This window comes from Quyinboa sediminis (assembly GCF_042219855.1).
In the GTDB taxonomy this organism is placed as follows: Bacteria; Bacteroidota; Bacteroidia; order Bacteroidales; family UBA5342; genus JBHJHP01.
Window position 1 is genome coordinate 1034121 of sequence record NZ_JBHJHP010000001.1, and the last position, 15338, is coordinate 1049458.

Genomic DNA, 15338 nt, shown 5'->3' on the forward strand with positions numbered 1-15338 from the left:
GCCGTGAATTATTCCGAAATGAATTCCGACAGATAATCAATAATATCTGCGGCAACCTGTTGCTTCGATTTTAAATCATACGCTTTATGTTTCCCCTTACGGTCGAAAATAGTAATCTTATTTGTATCGTGCATAAACCCGGCTTCAGGGTCATTTAGGCTGTTTAACACGATAAAGTCCAGGTTTTTTCTTTGCAGTTTTCCGATGGCGTTATCTGCCTCATTATGCGTTTCAAGAGCGAAACCAACCATAATCTGGGTATCTTTTTTAAGCTGCCCCAGAGTCCCTGCAATGTCTTTGGTTGGTTTAAGTCTGAGCACCATATCTTCTTTACCCCGTTTTACTTTTCGTGACTGAACATCCTCCGGTGTAAAATCAGCCACTGCGGCACTTAAGATAGCGATATCGGCATCCCTGAATGCTTCAAGTGTGGCCCGGTACATTTCTCCGGCCGATGTAACATCAATTCTTTTTATACCCGGCGAGGGTGTCTGAAGCTGAACCGGACCTGCAACAAGTGTGACGTCGGCACCGCGTAAAGCACATTCCCCGGCAATAGCAAAACCCATTTTGCCGGAAGAATAATTACCAATAAAACGGACGGGATCAATTTTTTCGTAGGTTGGCCCTGCTGTGATCAGAACCTTTTTATTCAGACTTTTTTTTTTGAGAAATGAAGTATCACCTGCTCTGTGATGGCTTCAGGTTCCTGCATCCTGCCTTTTCCTTCCAGTCCGCTGGCCAGTTCACCACTGTCAGGTTCCAGGATATCCACTCCCCTGTTTGCCAGAATTTGCAGGTTATCCCTGGTTGATACATGAGCATACATATCCAGGTCCATCGCCGGCGCGAGCACTACCGGGCATTTAACTGACATGTAAGTTGTAAGCAGAAGGTTATCGCATATACCATGCGCCATTTTGCCTATGGTATTGGCTGATGCCGGCGCAATCAACATTAAATCGGCCCAAAGTCCCATATCCACATGGGAATGCCAGGTGCCGTCGGCATTGGCAAAAAACGCACTATGTACAGGCTTTCCGGACAAAGCAGAAAGTGTGACCGGAGTAATAAATTCCTTAGCGGCAGGTGTCATTATAACCTGTACCTCTGCACCTTCCTTAATGAGGCCACGAAGAAGATAAGCCGCTTTGTAGGCGGCTATACTTCCTGTGATTCCCAATAATATTTTTTTGCCCTGTAATCTCATGCAAGGCTGATTAATCTTCGTTACTCTCTTTTGCCGGATTACGATAATAAATATTGTCCTCTACATACTCCTCTGTTGCAATAAGAGCAGGTTTTGGAAGACGTTCATAAAATTTGGATATTTCAATTTGCTCACGGTTTTCAAAAACCTCCTCAAGGTTATCTGTATACGAAGCAAACTCCTGAAGTTTACGGTTTAACTCCTCTTTCATCTCCGCACTGATCTGATTTGCACGTTTGGAAATAATCATCACGGTTTCATAAATGTTACCGGTATCGCTACTCAATTCCATTGTGTCTCTCGTAACGGTAGACAAAGGTGCTTTTGATTTTTTATAATCCATATTTGAATTGTTAATTAAAACGCTTTAATACTTTTTCTGATTCTTCGAACATTTTTTCAGCTTCCTTCAAATGCGTGCTTTCCGGAAAATCATTAACGAATGAGTAATACTCATCCACCGTACTGCGGTAACGATCTTCAAGTTTCTTTTCCACGCTGTTAACAGCCTGCGCATATTTTGCTTTTAAAATGAGAAAAGCTACATCTTCTCTGTATTTGGTATCAGGATATTCCTTTAAAATATTCTCTGCTGTTATCACTGCAGATTTGTAATTATTACCAAGATAGTTGCCCAAGTCGTAATACAATTTTGCATTCAGAAAATCCTTCTGTACCAGTTTTTCCCGCAGTTCATCGATATAATCCAGTGCTTTTTCTGCATTTTCACTTTTGGGAAATAAATTTACATACAGCTCAAATGCTTCTATAGCCTGTTTTGTTGGGGTCTGATCCAGACGTGGTTTTGGTGAATCAAGATAAAGACAGTAAGCTGCCATGTAATAGGCTTCCTGCACATATGGTCCATTGGGAAAGGTTTTAGCCAGGGTATTGAAATAATGTCCTGCCATCAGGTTATCACCCTGACCATAATACGCATTGGCCATAAGATACAAGGCTTCTTCCGATTTTTCAGATCCACGGATAACCGGGTATATTTCACTGAATATTGTTACGGCCTTATTATAATCCTCAGCAAGGTAATACTCTTTAGCCTTGTTATATTTATAACCGGCATCCGTACTTTTTAAAACCTTGTTGTATTCTCCACACCCGGCCAATAAGAGGGTCAGAGTAAGTACTATGTATAATGTTCTGTTTCTCATTTTCAAAAGCCCTGCAAAATTATGTTATTCCTGCTAATAAAAAAAGTATAACCTGCTATTTTAATGAATTTTTGCGCTTGCCATTTACACATCGAATTCTTTAATCAATACGTATGAACCTGTAAAATGTTATCAACACTTCATCTTTTTTAGAAAACTAATTCAGGTTTTATTGCTTTTTCACCTTTCCTCCGGAAACTGAAATGCATTGATTATTTGCATTCACACTTATTCAGACTAACTATGAAAAACAGGTGTGTCATTTGGACAGATATTAAAAAACACTACATTTGCATTGCAATTTTAAAACCATAAGAACGTGGATTTATTTGATAAAATACTAGCTGATCAGGGCGATTTAGGAAAATACCGTCAACAGGCCCATGGATATTTTATGTTTCCAAAACTGGAAGGTGAAATTAATCCCCGCATGAAATTCAGGGGGAAAGAGGTTTTAACCTGGAGTCTGAATAACTACCTTGGTTTGGCCAATCATCCGGAAGTAAGAAAAACAGATGCAGAGGCTGCTGCAAAATGGGGTCTTGGCTATCCAATGGGTGCACGCATGATGAGCGGTCATACCAGTCTTCATGAAAAACTGGAAGCCCAGTTAGCAGATTTTGTTGGCAAAGAAGACAGCTACCTGTTGAACTTCGGTTATCAGGGCATGGTATCTGTTATCGATTCAATCGTAAACCGTAATGATGTCATCGTATACGACTCTGAATCTCACGCCTGTATTTTGGACGGTATGCGTCTTCACATGGGAAAACGTTTTGTATTTCAGCATAACGATATTGAAAACCTGGAGCGTCAGCTGGCAAGAGCAGTAAAGCTTGCCGAAACGCAGAAAGGCGGAGTTCTGGTTATCACAGAAGGTGTTTTCGGCATGGCCGGAGACCTTGGTAAACTGGACGATATTGTCGGTCTGAAATCAAAGTATAACTTCAGATTGCTTGTTGACGATGCTCATGGCTTCGGAACAATGGGAAAAACCGGTGCCGGTACAGGTGAACATTTTGGAGTTCAGGACAAAATTGATCTCTATTTTTCAACCTTTGCAAAATCAATGGCATCAATAGGTGCATTTATTGCAGGTGATGAGGCTATCATCAACTTCCTTCGTTATAATATGCGCTCACAGATTTTTGCAAAATCATTACCCATGCCCCTGGTAGAAGGAGCTTTAAAAAGACTGGAAATCCTAAAAAATAATCCGGAGCTAAAAGCAAATCTCTGGAATGTGGTAAATAAATTACAAAGCGGTTTAAAAGCAGAAGGGTTTAATCTGGGCCATACCGAATCACCGGTTACACCGGTTTATTTATCAGGAAGCGTTCCCGAAGCAACCAATCTGGTTATGGATTTACGTGAAAACTACAATGTATTTTGTTCCATTGTTGTTTATCCTGTGATCCCGAAAGGTCAGTTGATGCTGCGTATTATTCCCACGGCCAGCCACACCATAGAAGATGTGGAATATACCATTAAGGCGTTCTCTGAAGTAAGGGCAAACCTTGAAGCCGGAAAGTACGATGTTGAAAGCATCCCTGAGTGGAAATAGTTAGACAAAATAATGCAAGTATAAAGCCGGTTTTATTCCGGCTTTTTTTATGCCCTTACCGAACAAAACCCCATCTAACGGAGGACATCCCTTTCAATACACAATATACTTATTTCCAATGAATTAAAACAGCGAATACGTATATTTTGTTTAATTATATAAATTATTCTCATCTATTTTTAAGGAGGATAATTAAACGTGTTTGTATGGCTTGTTTTTCAACTCCCGAAAACCTTTAGAACGACCATAAATCCGGCATTTTTACGACAGAAAAACTGAACGAAAGTACTAAAAAACCGGCTCATACCATTCAAACCGTTCTAATCTGAAAATACTAACACAAACAGTATATACTGGTAGGTTTATTAATTAACTCATTTAATGCATATTGAATTTATATTTATTTTAATTAAAAAACTACATCCAGGGTTTAAATTTACTGAATCCAAATATTAAAAGTAATTCTTTCTTAAACGCACATTTTACGCTATATTTGCTTTACAAAATTGAGTAAAATGGATAACAAAGACGTATTAAATTCTGTACTTGAGAAAGCCCGGAAGTGGCTTGACGGTAATTATGATGAGCAAACCAAAGAAGAGATCAGAAGCATGATGGATGCGGACGATAAATCGGAACTTATTGATGCTTTTTACAAGGATCTTGAATTCGGTACCGGAGGTCTTCGCGGTATTATGGGAGCCGGATCAAACCGAATGAATATTTATACATCCGGTGCGGCAACGCAGGGCCTGTCGAATTATCTTTTAAAGCAGTTTCCGGATGTCAATCCGATAAAGGTGGTTATAGGACACGACTGCAGAAACAACAGCCGGTTATTTGCTGAAACCTCCGCCAATATCTTTTCGGCAAACGGTATTAAGGTTTATCTTTTTGAAGATTTACGCCCTACTCCGGAAATGTCTTTCACCATACGCGAACTTGGTTGTCAGAGTGGAATTATTTTAACGGCGTCACACAATCCAAAAGAATACAACGGATACAAAGCATACTGGGATGACGGTGCCCAGATGATTGCACCTCATGACAAAAACGTAATTGATGAGGTTAATGCCATTACCGACGTTAACGATATTAAATTTGACGGAAATCCTGATCTCATAGAAATAATCGGTGAGGAAATCGACAATAAATACCTGGACAGGGTCGCCACGCTGGTTCTTGATCCTGATGCCATAGAGCGTCAGAAAGATTTAAAAATAGTATATACCCCCATTCATGGCACTGGTGTAAAGATTGTTCCTGCAGCCCTGAAACGTTATGGTTTTACAAACATCATCAATGTACCGGAACAGGATGTGGTCAGCGGCGATTTTCCAACCGTCAAATCACCAAACCCTGAAGAGCCGGCTGCGCTTGAGATGGCAGTAAAAAAAGCCATTGAAAAAGATGCAGACCTGGTTATGGCCTCTGACCCTGATTCAGACCGGATTGGTATTGCCATAAAAAATGATAAAGGTGAATTCATACTGGTTAACGGTAATCAGACCGCTCTGCTCCTGACCTACTACATTATCACACAATGGAAAGCAAAAAACAAGCTTAAAGGCAATGAATTCATTGTAAAAACCATTGTCACATCTGAGTTACTTAAGGAAATTGCAGTTAAAAACGGTGTAGAATACTACGACTGTTATACAGGTTTTAAATGGATTGCAGCATTGATCCGTGAATTAGAAGGTCAAAAACAGTACATAGCCGGTGGCGAAGAGAGCTACGGATTTCTGCCGGAAGACTTTGTACGGGACAAAGATGCTGTTTCCTCCTGCGCTGTCATGGCCGAAGTAGCTGCATGGGCTAAAGACAACGGCAAATCGTTATATGAATTACTTCAGGATATCTACCTTACTTACGGTTTCTCAAAAGAAAAGCTGATATCTGTTGTTCGTAAAGGAAAAGCCGGGGCTGATGAAATCAAACAAATGATGGAAGACTTCAGGCACAATACGCCTCAGACATTGGGCGGATCACCTGTAACTGTTTTGAAGGACTATCAGTCACTGGAAGCAAAGCATTTATTAACCGGGAAAGTTGAAAAGCTTGATTTTCCTGCCACATCAAATGTATTGCAGTTCCTGACCGAAGATGGCTCGAAAATTTCTGTTCGCCCATCCGGAACAGAACCTAAAATTAAGTTCTATTTTGAAGTCAAGGGTGAATTAAAATCCAGAGCAGATTTTGATGCGGCCAATATGAAGGCCGATGAAAAAATATCCCGGATCATTCATGAACTGAAACTGGATTAACACAATGATATAACAGAGTAAAAGCCCGGTTAAGCCGGGCTTTTTTTTGCTGTTTTATCTATATTACCTACCAATAAATGGGGCTTAAGCTTTTATTTTTCGGCCGTAAAAATCATATAATACCTTCTCATACTCTTCGTTGACGGGTTTTGAAGGATCAAATTCCGGGGCGTCTTCAATGTCATCCCGGGTCATATCAATCATTGCCTTTCTACCGGAATAACTGATTTTTGAAATCGCTTCAATGGGTAACATCACCTTTTTACTCCAGGGCAAAAAATCTCTGGTATCTATAACCACATAAAATATATGCCAGTTGTCATCGTCAATAATTAAATCCTCAACATGTCCGAAATAATCATCGCTCGACTGAATGGTATACCCGCGTATCTCCCTGAAACTTCTGAGACTGGTATCAATATCATCCTCATCAACCACTTTTTCAGGATAACGGTTTGGCACCGGTCTGTTTGGATCCAGCATTGATGCTATACCTGTATAACCTGCATATTGCTGAGCCCAGTAAGGTTGCATGGCATAGTGGTTGAATAACAACTGCTCATACCTTCTGGATACAGGCTTGTCAAAATCAATTCCGGGAGACTTTTCAATAACTTCTGTGGTCAGGTTTACCGGAAAATGCTCACTCATCCATTCCGGTTCACCCAGATTTACCCTTGGAATCAATACTTTGCGGCTACTAAATATGCCACCGAGTTTTACTTCAAGGTAACGTATGGTCCAGCGCTCTTCATCGAACAAAAAATCTTTCACACTACCTTTATCCCCATCTTTTGCTTTAACAGAAAACCCTACTAATTTATTTAAACTCCGTCTCATAATGCTTTTTTGCAACTATCGTTGCAAATAATATTCCAGAGCAACGCACAGATGACTGCTATTCATAAAATACTGACCAGAAAACAGATACAACAAAATAAATACGATAGCCGGCTGACAGGAATTCACTAAATTGTAGAAGATTTTGCAAAACCGTGTAAATTCTCCACAACGCAACAATCTTATCATGGTAAAAGAAACCATGGACCTGTTATCGCAGGATGCCGGTCCAGTTTTCAGTATTAACTTACAAGTGAGAAAACTTAACTGAATTAAATGCTGGAAATAAGGCCTGAATAAAGTTTAAACAACAGTACAGAGATGGAAGTATTGATCTATGCTGCTTTTCTGTAACGATAATGGCCTATGATTTTATATGCAAAGAGACAATCTGCAAGAACCTGCCCCTGACCAATATTATGGACTATTTCCAGGTGTGTTTTTTTCTCATTAAGCCAGTTCACAACAATACCAATATGGCTTACACCATTACCCAGATCCCAGCAAACAATATCTCCGGCATTATAGTCTGATCCAGCATCCGTAACAGCCAGTGTTTCACCAAACCGCTGAAAAAACACCATTAGGTTAGGCACTCTTCTGTGATCAATATTTTTATCCGGTCCGGAAAGTCCCCAAATCCCGGGATATAAATCAAAATTATCCCTCATATCCTCATGTACTTCTTTTTGAAGATCGGTTCCCATCTTGCGGTATGTCCTGATAATTACATCTGTACATACCCCACGCCCTTCGGGGACATCACCATCTGGATATGGAATTGAAAAATACGACGGATCATATACAACATCGTGACTTATTAATGTGATTGCTGAATCAGCCAGGGAAGCATAATAATTATCCTGTGACCATAAACCGGCACACGATAGAAACATTAAAACTGTTGCAACAATATGTTTCATTGCACATCCAGTTTATCAGAATTGATCTTTTTCCAGGATTTCCGCTTAATAATCGCCAGTTTTTCGTTCTTCAGATCAAAAACGGATACATACTTCTTACTCATAACATAGTGCAGGTCCCAGTCCACCTCATTCCGATAAAGCAAAAGTGTACAGATATCAGTCGGATCTATAACCTCAGAAATTAAGTGTTTGTGCAACGTAGCATTCTGTGTTGTGTCAATTCCTGAGCTTACACTCAGCTTTATTAAGGATTTATGAATCCGCTCTACTCCCCTGTACTTATTATTTTCATCGAACTTAATACGATAGTCATTACCGAGAATGATCACATCTTCCATTTTTGACCCCGAAAGGACATAAATAACACGTTCGTGACTGTTGATTACAGGAAGTAATGTAAAAGCCACTCCCTTGTAATAGGTATAATAGCCATCTTTGTTAACCTTTATTTTTTCGATAGCCTTTTCCCTCATGGTAATCAGACTGTTTTCCAGTTCTGTAGGAACCAGACTTTTTGTTTCCGGAATGCCGGTAATTTTAACGGGATCGGTTGCCGTTAGATGATAACGGGCGATAATTCTTGTTGTGTCAAAAAAATAATAAAACAGGGTGATAACCTCATTACCGTTTAAATAGGACAAATATCCGTTTGTATTTTCAGAATCATCAGGAAAAAGCTTAAGAAAATGCTCAGTTGCAACAAGAGATGCTTTATCCAGCGTATACAGCATTTTTCCTTCAGCCAGTATTTTTTCAGCATCAGGCTTTTTTGCTGAAACAAATACTGAAAACAGGATAAACAGAATTAATAAGGTGTGTTTCATTTCATTAAATTTGGTTCGACAAGATACAATATACTTATCAGGATATCAGAATAATTAAAAGCTTAATTGTTTAAAAAAACTTATTCACTACTCTATGAACGTTAACCATTATATTCTGTTACATATATACGAAATAATTGAGCCGTGCAATCACATTATTTCGTTTGGATTGAATCGATCCTTTTTTTATTTTTGCACGCGGTTTCGGGGTCACTGATTGCCCCAAAAATTCATTTCGGGGAAGCCCGTAAATAACAAAAACAAACAAAGATGCAGGAGTTTAAGCCTATCAAACTTGTACTGGAAGACGGAACCGTATTCGAAGGAAAATCATTTGGTTATCATCAATCTGTCGCCGGAGAAGTTGTTTTTAATACCGCCATGACCGGTTACCCCGAGAGTTTAACAGATCCATCCTATAAAGGCCAGTTACTGGTTGCCACATATCCTTTAATCGGGAATTATGGAGTACCGGGTGATGAACTGGAAAACGGGATTCCTAAGTTTTATGAATCGGATCAGATTCATGTCAGTGCCTTTATAATATCTGAATATTCTACTGAGCACAGTCACTGGAATGCTGACAAGAGTCTGGGAGACTGGCTCAAAGAACACAAAGTTCCGGGTTTGTTTGGAATCGACACCAGGGCCCTGACCAAAATTATCAGGGAGAAGGGTGTGATGCTTGGGAAAATAATAGCCGATGAAGTGGACGTTGACTTTTATGATCCCAACCAGGATAACCTTGTTGACATGGTGAGCTGCAAAGAAAAAATGGTATATGGTAATGGCCAGCATAAAATTGTTCTGGTGGATACAGGTGCCAAGTACAACATCTTTCGCTGTCTGCTCAGAAGAGACACAACATTAATCAGAGTTCCCTGGAATTATGATTTCACGAATGAGGACTATGATGGGATCATGCTTTCCAATGGTCCCGGTGATCCGGAAGTTTGTGAAGCTACTGTACAGCATATCAGAAAAGCCCTGAACGATGACAAACCGATTTTCGGCATCTGCCTGGGGAATCAGCTGATGGGACTTGCTGCAGGAGGTGGAACACACAAACTCAAATACGGGCATCGCAGTCATAATCAGCCGGTACGCGAAATCGGAACAAACACCTGCTACATCACATCGCAGAATCACGGTTATGTATTGGATACGGATTCACTTAAAAAAGATTGGGAACCGTCATTTGTCAATGTAAATGATGAAACAAATGAGGGAATTAAGCATAAAAGCAAACCTTTCTTTTCAACACAGTTTCATCCCGAAGCATCAAGCGGGCCAACCGATACTGAGTTTTTATTTGATGTGTTTATCGACAAAATAGTAGAACACAAAAGCAGTAAAAAGTAAATTACACATCATAACATCATTCAAAAAAACAGGATGATTTAAAAGGGGTTTTATTTCAAAACTCCTTTTTTAGTCTGAAAATGTCCCGTCAAAAAAAACAAAAAATACCAAAATGGGAAGAAAAAAAAACCATCCTCTGCTCGAAAATATTGAGATTACAGATGTCGGTACAGAAGGTAAAGCGCTGGCCAGGGTTGATAATATGGTGGTCTTTACAAAAAATGTGGTCCCCGGCGATATTGTTGACATTCAGGTAAATAAAAAGCGTAAGAAGTATATGGAAGGCTTTGTTACGGCCATCCACAAAAAATCAGAAATAAGGGCAGTACCAAAATGTGAGCATTTCGGGGTATGCGGTGGCTGCAAATGGCAAAATCTTCCCTATGAGGAGCAGCTCCGTTACAAGACCAGGCATGTAAAAGATTCCCTGGTTCGTATCGGACATCTCTCCATCCCTGAAGTTAAACCGATTCTGGGGTCTGAAGATGAGTACTATTACCGAAATAAAATGGAATATACTTTTTGCAATAACCGCTGGGTTACAGCAGAAGAACTGGAAAAAGGCAATGAAATAAGCGATTGGAGGGCAGCCGGGTTTTATGTTCCCGGGCGTTTTGACAAAGTACTCGACCTGCACACCTGTCATTTACAGGCAGAACCAAGCAACGCAATACGGAATGGACTAAAGGAATTTGCCGTTAAAAAAGGGTATTCATTTTTTGATCTGAAAGAACAAACCGGTTTTTTAAGAACGTTATGGGTCCGGACATCATCAACCGGAGAAATCATGATTATAGTGGTTTTCAATGAGAACCGGAAAAATGAAATTGCGGAAGTAATGGAATACCTTAAAAATACATTCCCTGAGATTACATCGCTTACGTATTGCATCAACACAAAAGGAAATCCGGTTATTAGCGATCTTGACATTGAGACCTATAGTGGAAAGGATCATATCATGGAAGAAATGGAAGAACTGCAGTTTAAAATCAGTCCCAAGTCTTTCTACCAGACAAACAGTAAACAGGCTTATGCACTGTACAAAGTAGCCCGTGAATATGCTGAACTGACAGGAAATGAAACGGTTTATGACCTTTATACCGGAACCGGAACCATTGCTAACTTTGTGGCATCAAAGGCCAAAAAAGTTATCGGTATCGAATATGTGGAAGATGCCATAAGAGATGCCAGACAAAACGCACAACTGAATAGCATAGAAAATGCTGCTTTTTTTGCCGGCGATATGAAGGATATCCTTAATCCGGAATTTATATCTGTTCACGGTCAACCGGACGTTATTATTACCGATCCACCAAGAGCCGGCATGCACCCCGATGTGGTTCAGACCATAATGCAGGCCAGGGCAAAACGCATTGTATATGTAAGCTGTAATCCAACAACCCAGGCCAGGGACCTTGAAATGATGTCTGAGCTATACAGAGTCTCAAAAGTACAGCCTGTGGATATGTTTCCACATACCGCCCATGTGGAGAATGTGGTTCAGCTTGAACTAATTGATGAATAGATGGTTTTAACATGTGACTAAACACACAGCAATGACAATTACACAATTATCTCCCAATGCAATATGGCATTATTTTAATGAAATATGCCGGATACCAAGACCATCAAAAAAAGAAGAAAAAATCATCGCATATTTAAGCGAATTTGGCAAATCTCACGGTTTGGATACCCGCACGGACAAAGCAGGCAATGTACTGATAAGCAAAGCAGCCACACCTGGTTATGAAAATCTTAAAACCGTAATTTTACAGTCGCATGTTGACATGGTATGTGAAAAAAACAGCGACACGGTTCACAATTTCGATCTTGATCCGATTCAACCCTATATCGACGGAGAATGGGTTAAAGCCAAAGGCACAACGCTTGGTGCAGATGATGGCATTGGTGTTGCTGCCCAACTGGCTATTCTTGCTGCCAGTGATATGGAACACGGTCCACTGGAGTGTTTGTTCACTACTGACGAAGAAACCGGTTTATCGGGTGCATTTGCCCTGGAAAAGAATTTTATGACCGGTGAAATCTTACTTAATCTTGACAGCGAAGATGAAGGGGAATTATACATGGGATGTGCCGGAGGCATTGATACCATAGCCTTACTCGAATTCATGAAGGAAGATGTGCCGCAGAATCTGAAACCATTTAAAGTTGTGGTTAAAGGCCTGAAAGGCGGCCATTCCGGTGACGACATCAATAAAGAATTAGGGAATGCCAATAAAATACTGAACCGCTTTATGTGGGAATGCCATAAAGAATTTGGCATCAAGGTATCCTCATTCAACGGAGGTAACCTCCGGAATGCCATTGCACGCGAAGCGGAAGCTGTTCTCCTGGTTCACAAGGATAATGTTGAACTGCTGTTGCAAAAAATGCCTGTCTTTATCAACGAAATCAAATCGGTTTTTGAAGTCACAGAGCCCGGTTTCAGACTTGAAATTGAAGAAACTGAGAAACCCGGTTTTATTCTCGATCGTGATGCCCAGAATAAACTTTTAAATGTTATATATGCCTGTCCCCACGGCATTCTGGGAATGAGTAAGACCATTCCCGGTCTGGTTGAAACGTCCACCAATCTGGCATCCGTAAAAATGTTGGATGACACGCATATAGAAATCGTTACAAGTCAGCGCAGTTCCGTTGAAGCTGCCAGAAAAGGTGCGGCACAAATGCTTCGAAGTGTCTTCAGTCTGGCTGGTGCTACCGTCCGCCATTCTGATGGTTATCCCGGGTGGAAACCAAATCTGAACTCCCCCGTTTTAAACATCACCAGACAGACATACCAATCTGTTTTCAAGGTTGAACCAGAAGTTAAAGCCATCCACGCAGGACTGGAATGCGGGCTTTTCCTGGAAAAGTATCCTTTTCTGGACATGGTTTCATTCGGGCCGACCATCAAAGGTGCTCATTCACCCGATGAGCGGATACACATTGAAAGTGTAAATAAATTCTGGTTGTTACTGACAGAAACATTAAAACGCATACCTGAAAAGGAGCATTAATTTGCATGTTTTAACACCATAACAAATCCTGTATACCTGTGCTGTGTATACCCTTCACTGACGATTGTTTAATGTTTGGTTAAACAATTTTCTTAAAAAAAGCCCACAAGTTAAAACAATATCAAATTGCCATAAAATTATTTTTACAAATTCTAAATTAGTGAGCCTAAAGCACTAATAATAAATTTAATACATATTAAATTAACTATTTTTTTATTTATTTTTTTTGTCATAATGAAAACTGTTCATACTTTTATCCTAGTATTCCTATAGGATTTATAGTTTTTAAAGAACAAACATTATGAGAACAAAATTATTTTTATCCGCTCTTTGCTTCGTGTTGCCATTGATGGTATCCGCACAGCAAAAGGAAACATTTAAGCTGGACAAAAGCAATCTCCTTGTAAAAGGCACATCCTCTTTACACGATTGGGAAATGGAAGCAAAAGATGTATCCTGCTATACAGCAACAGAATTTGAGAATAACGAACTGAAAACTTTTGAAAGCATCAGCTTTGTATGCAAAAGCAATTCTTTAAAAAGTGAGCATTCCATGATGGATGACAAAGCATATGATGCACTGAAAGTGAAAAAACATCCGGAAATTATATTTAAGCTTGATGCCAGTTCAATAAAAAACAATACAGACAGGGACTTTGACGGTTTACTCAAAGGAACACTCACACTATCGGGGGTATCGAAAAAAATTGAAGTACCGGTGACCGGTACATTGAGCAGTTCCAACCAGTTTGAAGCCAAAGGCTCTCTCAGTCTTAAAATGTCGGATTACGATATTGATCCGCCCACAGCAATGTTTGGTACAATCACTACAGGTGATAAAATAACAGTTGAATACGATTTTATTTTTACAAAAACCAGTTCACCGGTTTTATCGGAGAACAATTAAACATTCAAATTTAAACGTTATTTAAAAATTCAATTATGAGAAATTTAATAGCAGCAGTGCTTGTCGTGCTGACCGGACTATCCGGGTTTGCACAGAATTTCGAAGCTCCCAAGCTGGATGCTTCAAAATTCGAAAAAGTGAAGGTAAAGGTAGGAGGCGATTTTGCTATACAATATCAGGCTCTCAATCATTCGATCAATGGAAGTTCTGACTCTTTGGTTGATCTTAAGCATAATATCAACCTGCCGACTGCCAACCTGAAGATTAATGCAGATCTGGGCCCCGGTGTTCAGTTGTACATGAATACATTTCTTTCATCACGTCATCATAATGAAGCCTGGGTGGAAGGTGGATATCTGACCATTGATAATTTACCCTTTTTACCTGCTGCTGATCCGGTTATGAAGTACCTGACCATAAAGGCAGGTGTGTTTAATCCAAACTATGGTGATGCACATTTCTACAGAAGCACAAATGCACACGTCATTAATAACCCTTTTGTAGGGAACTGGATCATGGATTCCTACACCACTAATCCGGGAATGGAAATTATGTTTCGCAATAATGGATTGCTTGCCATGGTGGGAACCAATAATGGCAGGATGAATTACGGCCGTGGTAATGATTTGGGTAAAGACCTGGTGTTTCTCTGGAAACTGGCCTACGACAAACAATTTACAGATGATTTCAGGGGACGTGTTGCCCTTTCAGGTTATCATGTGCCTTCCGGGCACAGCGGATCCTATCTCTACAACGCCGATCGCGCCGGCTCACGGTATTACGATGTTATGTTATGGCACACCGAAAGTTTAATGGATCCTGGAAACCGCAGTACAGGCCGATGGGATCCGGGCACAGGTCAGACTCAGATGAACAGCTACCAGGCTAACCTGTTTGCTCAGTTTAAAGGTCTTAATATATTTGGCATATACGAAGATGAAACAGGTGTGAGAAGAGGCGCAGATCAGCACTTCACGCAGACTGCAATTCAGGCCATCTACAATATCGGAGCATTCTATGTTGGTACACGTTGGAACAAAGTGACAGACAATGCAGGATCAAACGTTACACGTGTTAATTTCGGAGGAGGATGGCACATGCTGGATGATGTTCTTGTAAAACTGGATTACGTCAATCAGAAATATGACGGCCCGGCCTTTGGAGAAATCAACGGTGGTAAATTTAATGGTGTAGTGGTTGAGGCAGCCATTTCATTCTAAAAATAGTAGTTCTTTCATTAAAAAACCGCACA

General features: G+C 40.2%; 14 protein-coding genes. 7 read left to right on the top strand and 7 right to left on the bottom strand.

All coding sequences use genetic code 11. The annotated features are described in order from the left end of the window. Positions 1 to 8: 8 nt before the first annotated feature. Genes ACE1EF_RS04340 through ACE1EF_RS04355 form a run of 4 tightly spaced genes read right to left on the bottom strand, consistent with a single transcriptional unit; the run spans position 9 to position 2376 of the window. Positions 9 to 656 carry a phosphopantothenoylcysteine decarboxylase domain-containing protein gene (locus tag ACE1EF_RS04340; protein WP_375719579.1) on the bottom strand — a complete coding sequence of 216 codons (648 nt, stop codon included), beginning with the start codon at positions 654 to 656 and terminating at the stop codon, positions 9 to 11. Further along, the gene (locus ACE1EF_RS04345) at positions 653 to 1210 is read right to left on the bottom strand and encodes a flavoprotein (protein ID WP_375719394.1); all 558 of its coding nucleotides are present in this window, start codon (positions 1208 to 1210) and stop codon (positions 653 to 655) included. The genes ACE1EF_RS04340 and ACE1EF_RS04345 overlap by 4 nt, the downstream gene beginning before the upstream one ends. 10 nt (positions 1211 to 1220) lie before the next feature. Then, positions 1221 to 1553 carry a DNA-directed RNA polymerase subunit omega gene (locus tag ACE1EF_RS04350; protein ID WP_375719395.1) on the bottom strand — a complete coding sequence of 111 codons (333 nt, stop codon included), beginning with the start codon at positions 1551 to 1553 and terminating at the stop codon, positions 1221 to 1223. Positions 1554 to 1563: 10 nt separating this feature from the next. Then, positions 1564 to 2376: an outer membrane protein assembly factor BamD gene (locus tag ACE1EF_RS04355; RefSeq protein ID WP_375719396.1), complete on the bottom strand. Its 813-nt coding sequence runs from the start codon at positions 2374 to 2376 to the stop codon at positions 1564 to 1566. Positions 2377 to 2695: 319 nt separating this feature from the next. Here ACE1EF_RS04355 and ACE1EF_RS04360 point away from each other — a divergent pair, with 319 nt between their 5' ends. Continuing rightward, positions 2696 to 3940 (top strand): aminotransferase class I/II-fold pyridoxal phosphate-dependent enzyme, encoded by a 1245-nt coding sequence (locus ACE1EF_RS04360; protein WP_375719397.1) that lies wholly within the window; start codon positions 2696 to 2698, stop codon positions 3938 to 3940. Positions 3941 to 4455: 515 nt separating this feature from the next. Then, entirely contained in the window at positions 4456 to 6207 is a 1752-nt protein-coding gene (locus ACE1EF_RS04365) for a phospho-sugar mutase (protein WP_375719398.1), read from the top strand. 84 nt (positions 6208 to 6291) lie between these two features. Here ACE1EF_RS04365 and ACE1EF_RS04370 read toward each other — a convergent pair whose 3' ends face one another. From ACE1EF_RS04370 to ACE1EF_RS04380, 3 genes are all read right to left on the bottom strand, one after another. After that, positions 6292 to 7047 (bottom strand): PRC-barrel domain-containing protein, encoded by a 756-nt coding sequence (locus ACE1EF_RS04370; RefSeq protein ID WP_375719399.1) that lies wholly within the window; start codon positions 7045 to 7047, stop codon positions 6292 to 6294. 335 nt (positions 7048 to 7382) lie between these two features. Beyond that, the gene (locus tag ACE1EF_RS04375) at positions 7383 to 7970 is read right to left on the bottom strand and encodes a DUF1287 domain-containing protein (protein ID WP_375719400.1); all 588 of its coding nucleotides are present in this window, start codon (positions 7968 to 7970) and stop codon (positions 7383 to 7385) included. Beyond that, a complete protein-coding gene (locus ACE1EF_RS04380; RefSeq protein WP_375719401.1) occupies positions 7967 to 8797 on the bottom strand; it encodes a hypothetical protein in 831 nt (276 codons plus the stop codon). Before ACE1EF_RS04380 ends, ACE1EF_RS04375 begins: the two co-directional genes overlap by 4 nt. A 270-nt stretch (positions 8798 to 9067) precedes the next feature. Between ACE1EF_RS04380 and carA the strand changes: the two genes are divergently transcribed. From carA to ACE1EF_RS04405, 5 genes are all read left to right on the top strand, one after another. Further along, positions 9068 to 10159 carry a glutamine-hydrolyzing carbamoyl-phosphate synthase small subunit gene (gene carA / locus ACE1EF_RS04385; protein WP_375719402.1) on the top strand — a complete coding sequence of 364 codons (1092 nt, stop codon included), beginning with the start codon at positions 9068 to 9070 and terminating at the stop codon, positions 10157 to 10159. A 112-nt stretch (positions 10160 to 10271) separates the two neighbouring features. Then, positions 10272 to 11684 (top strand): 23S rRNA (uracil(1939)-C(5))-methyltransferase RlmD, encoded by a 1413-nt coding sequence (rlmD, locus tag ACE1EF_RS04390; protein ID WP_375719403.1) that lies wholly within the window; start codon positions 10272 to 10274, stop codon positions 11682 to 11684. A 31-nt stretch (positions 11685 to 11715) separates the two neighbouring features. Further along, positions 11716 to 13179, top strand: coding sequence for an aminoacyl-histidine dipeptidase (locus ACE1EF_RS04395; RefSeq protein WP_375719404.1), 1464 nt, complete (start codon positions 11716 to 11718; stop codon positions 13177 to 13179). A gap of 301 nt (positions 13180 to 13480) precedes the next feature. Further along, the gene (locus ACE1EF_RS04400) at positions 13481 to 14086 is read left to right on the top strand and encodes a YceI family protein (protein ID WP_375719405.1); all 606 of its coding nucleotides are present in this window, start codon (positions 13481 to 13483) and stop codon (positions 14084 to 14086) included. 35 nt (positions 14087 to 14121) lie between these two features. Further along, positions 14122 to 15306 carry a hypothetical protein gene (locus tag ACE1EF_RS04405; protein ID WP_375719406.1) on the top strand — a complete coding sequence of 395 codons (1185 nt, stop codon included), beginning with the start codon at positions 14122 to 14124 and terminating at the stop codon, positions 15304 to 15306. The last annotated feature ends 32 nt before the right edge of the window (positions 15307 to 15338 follow it).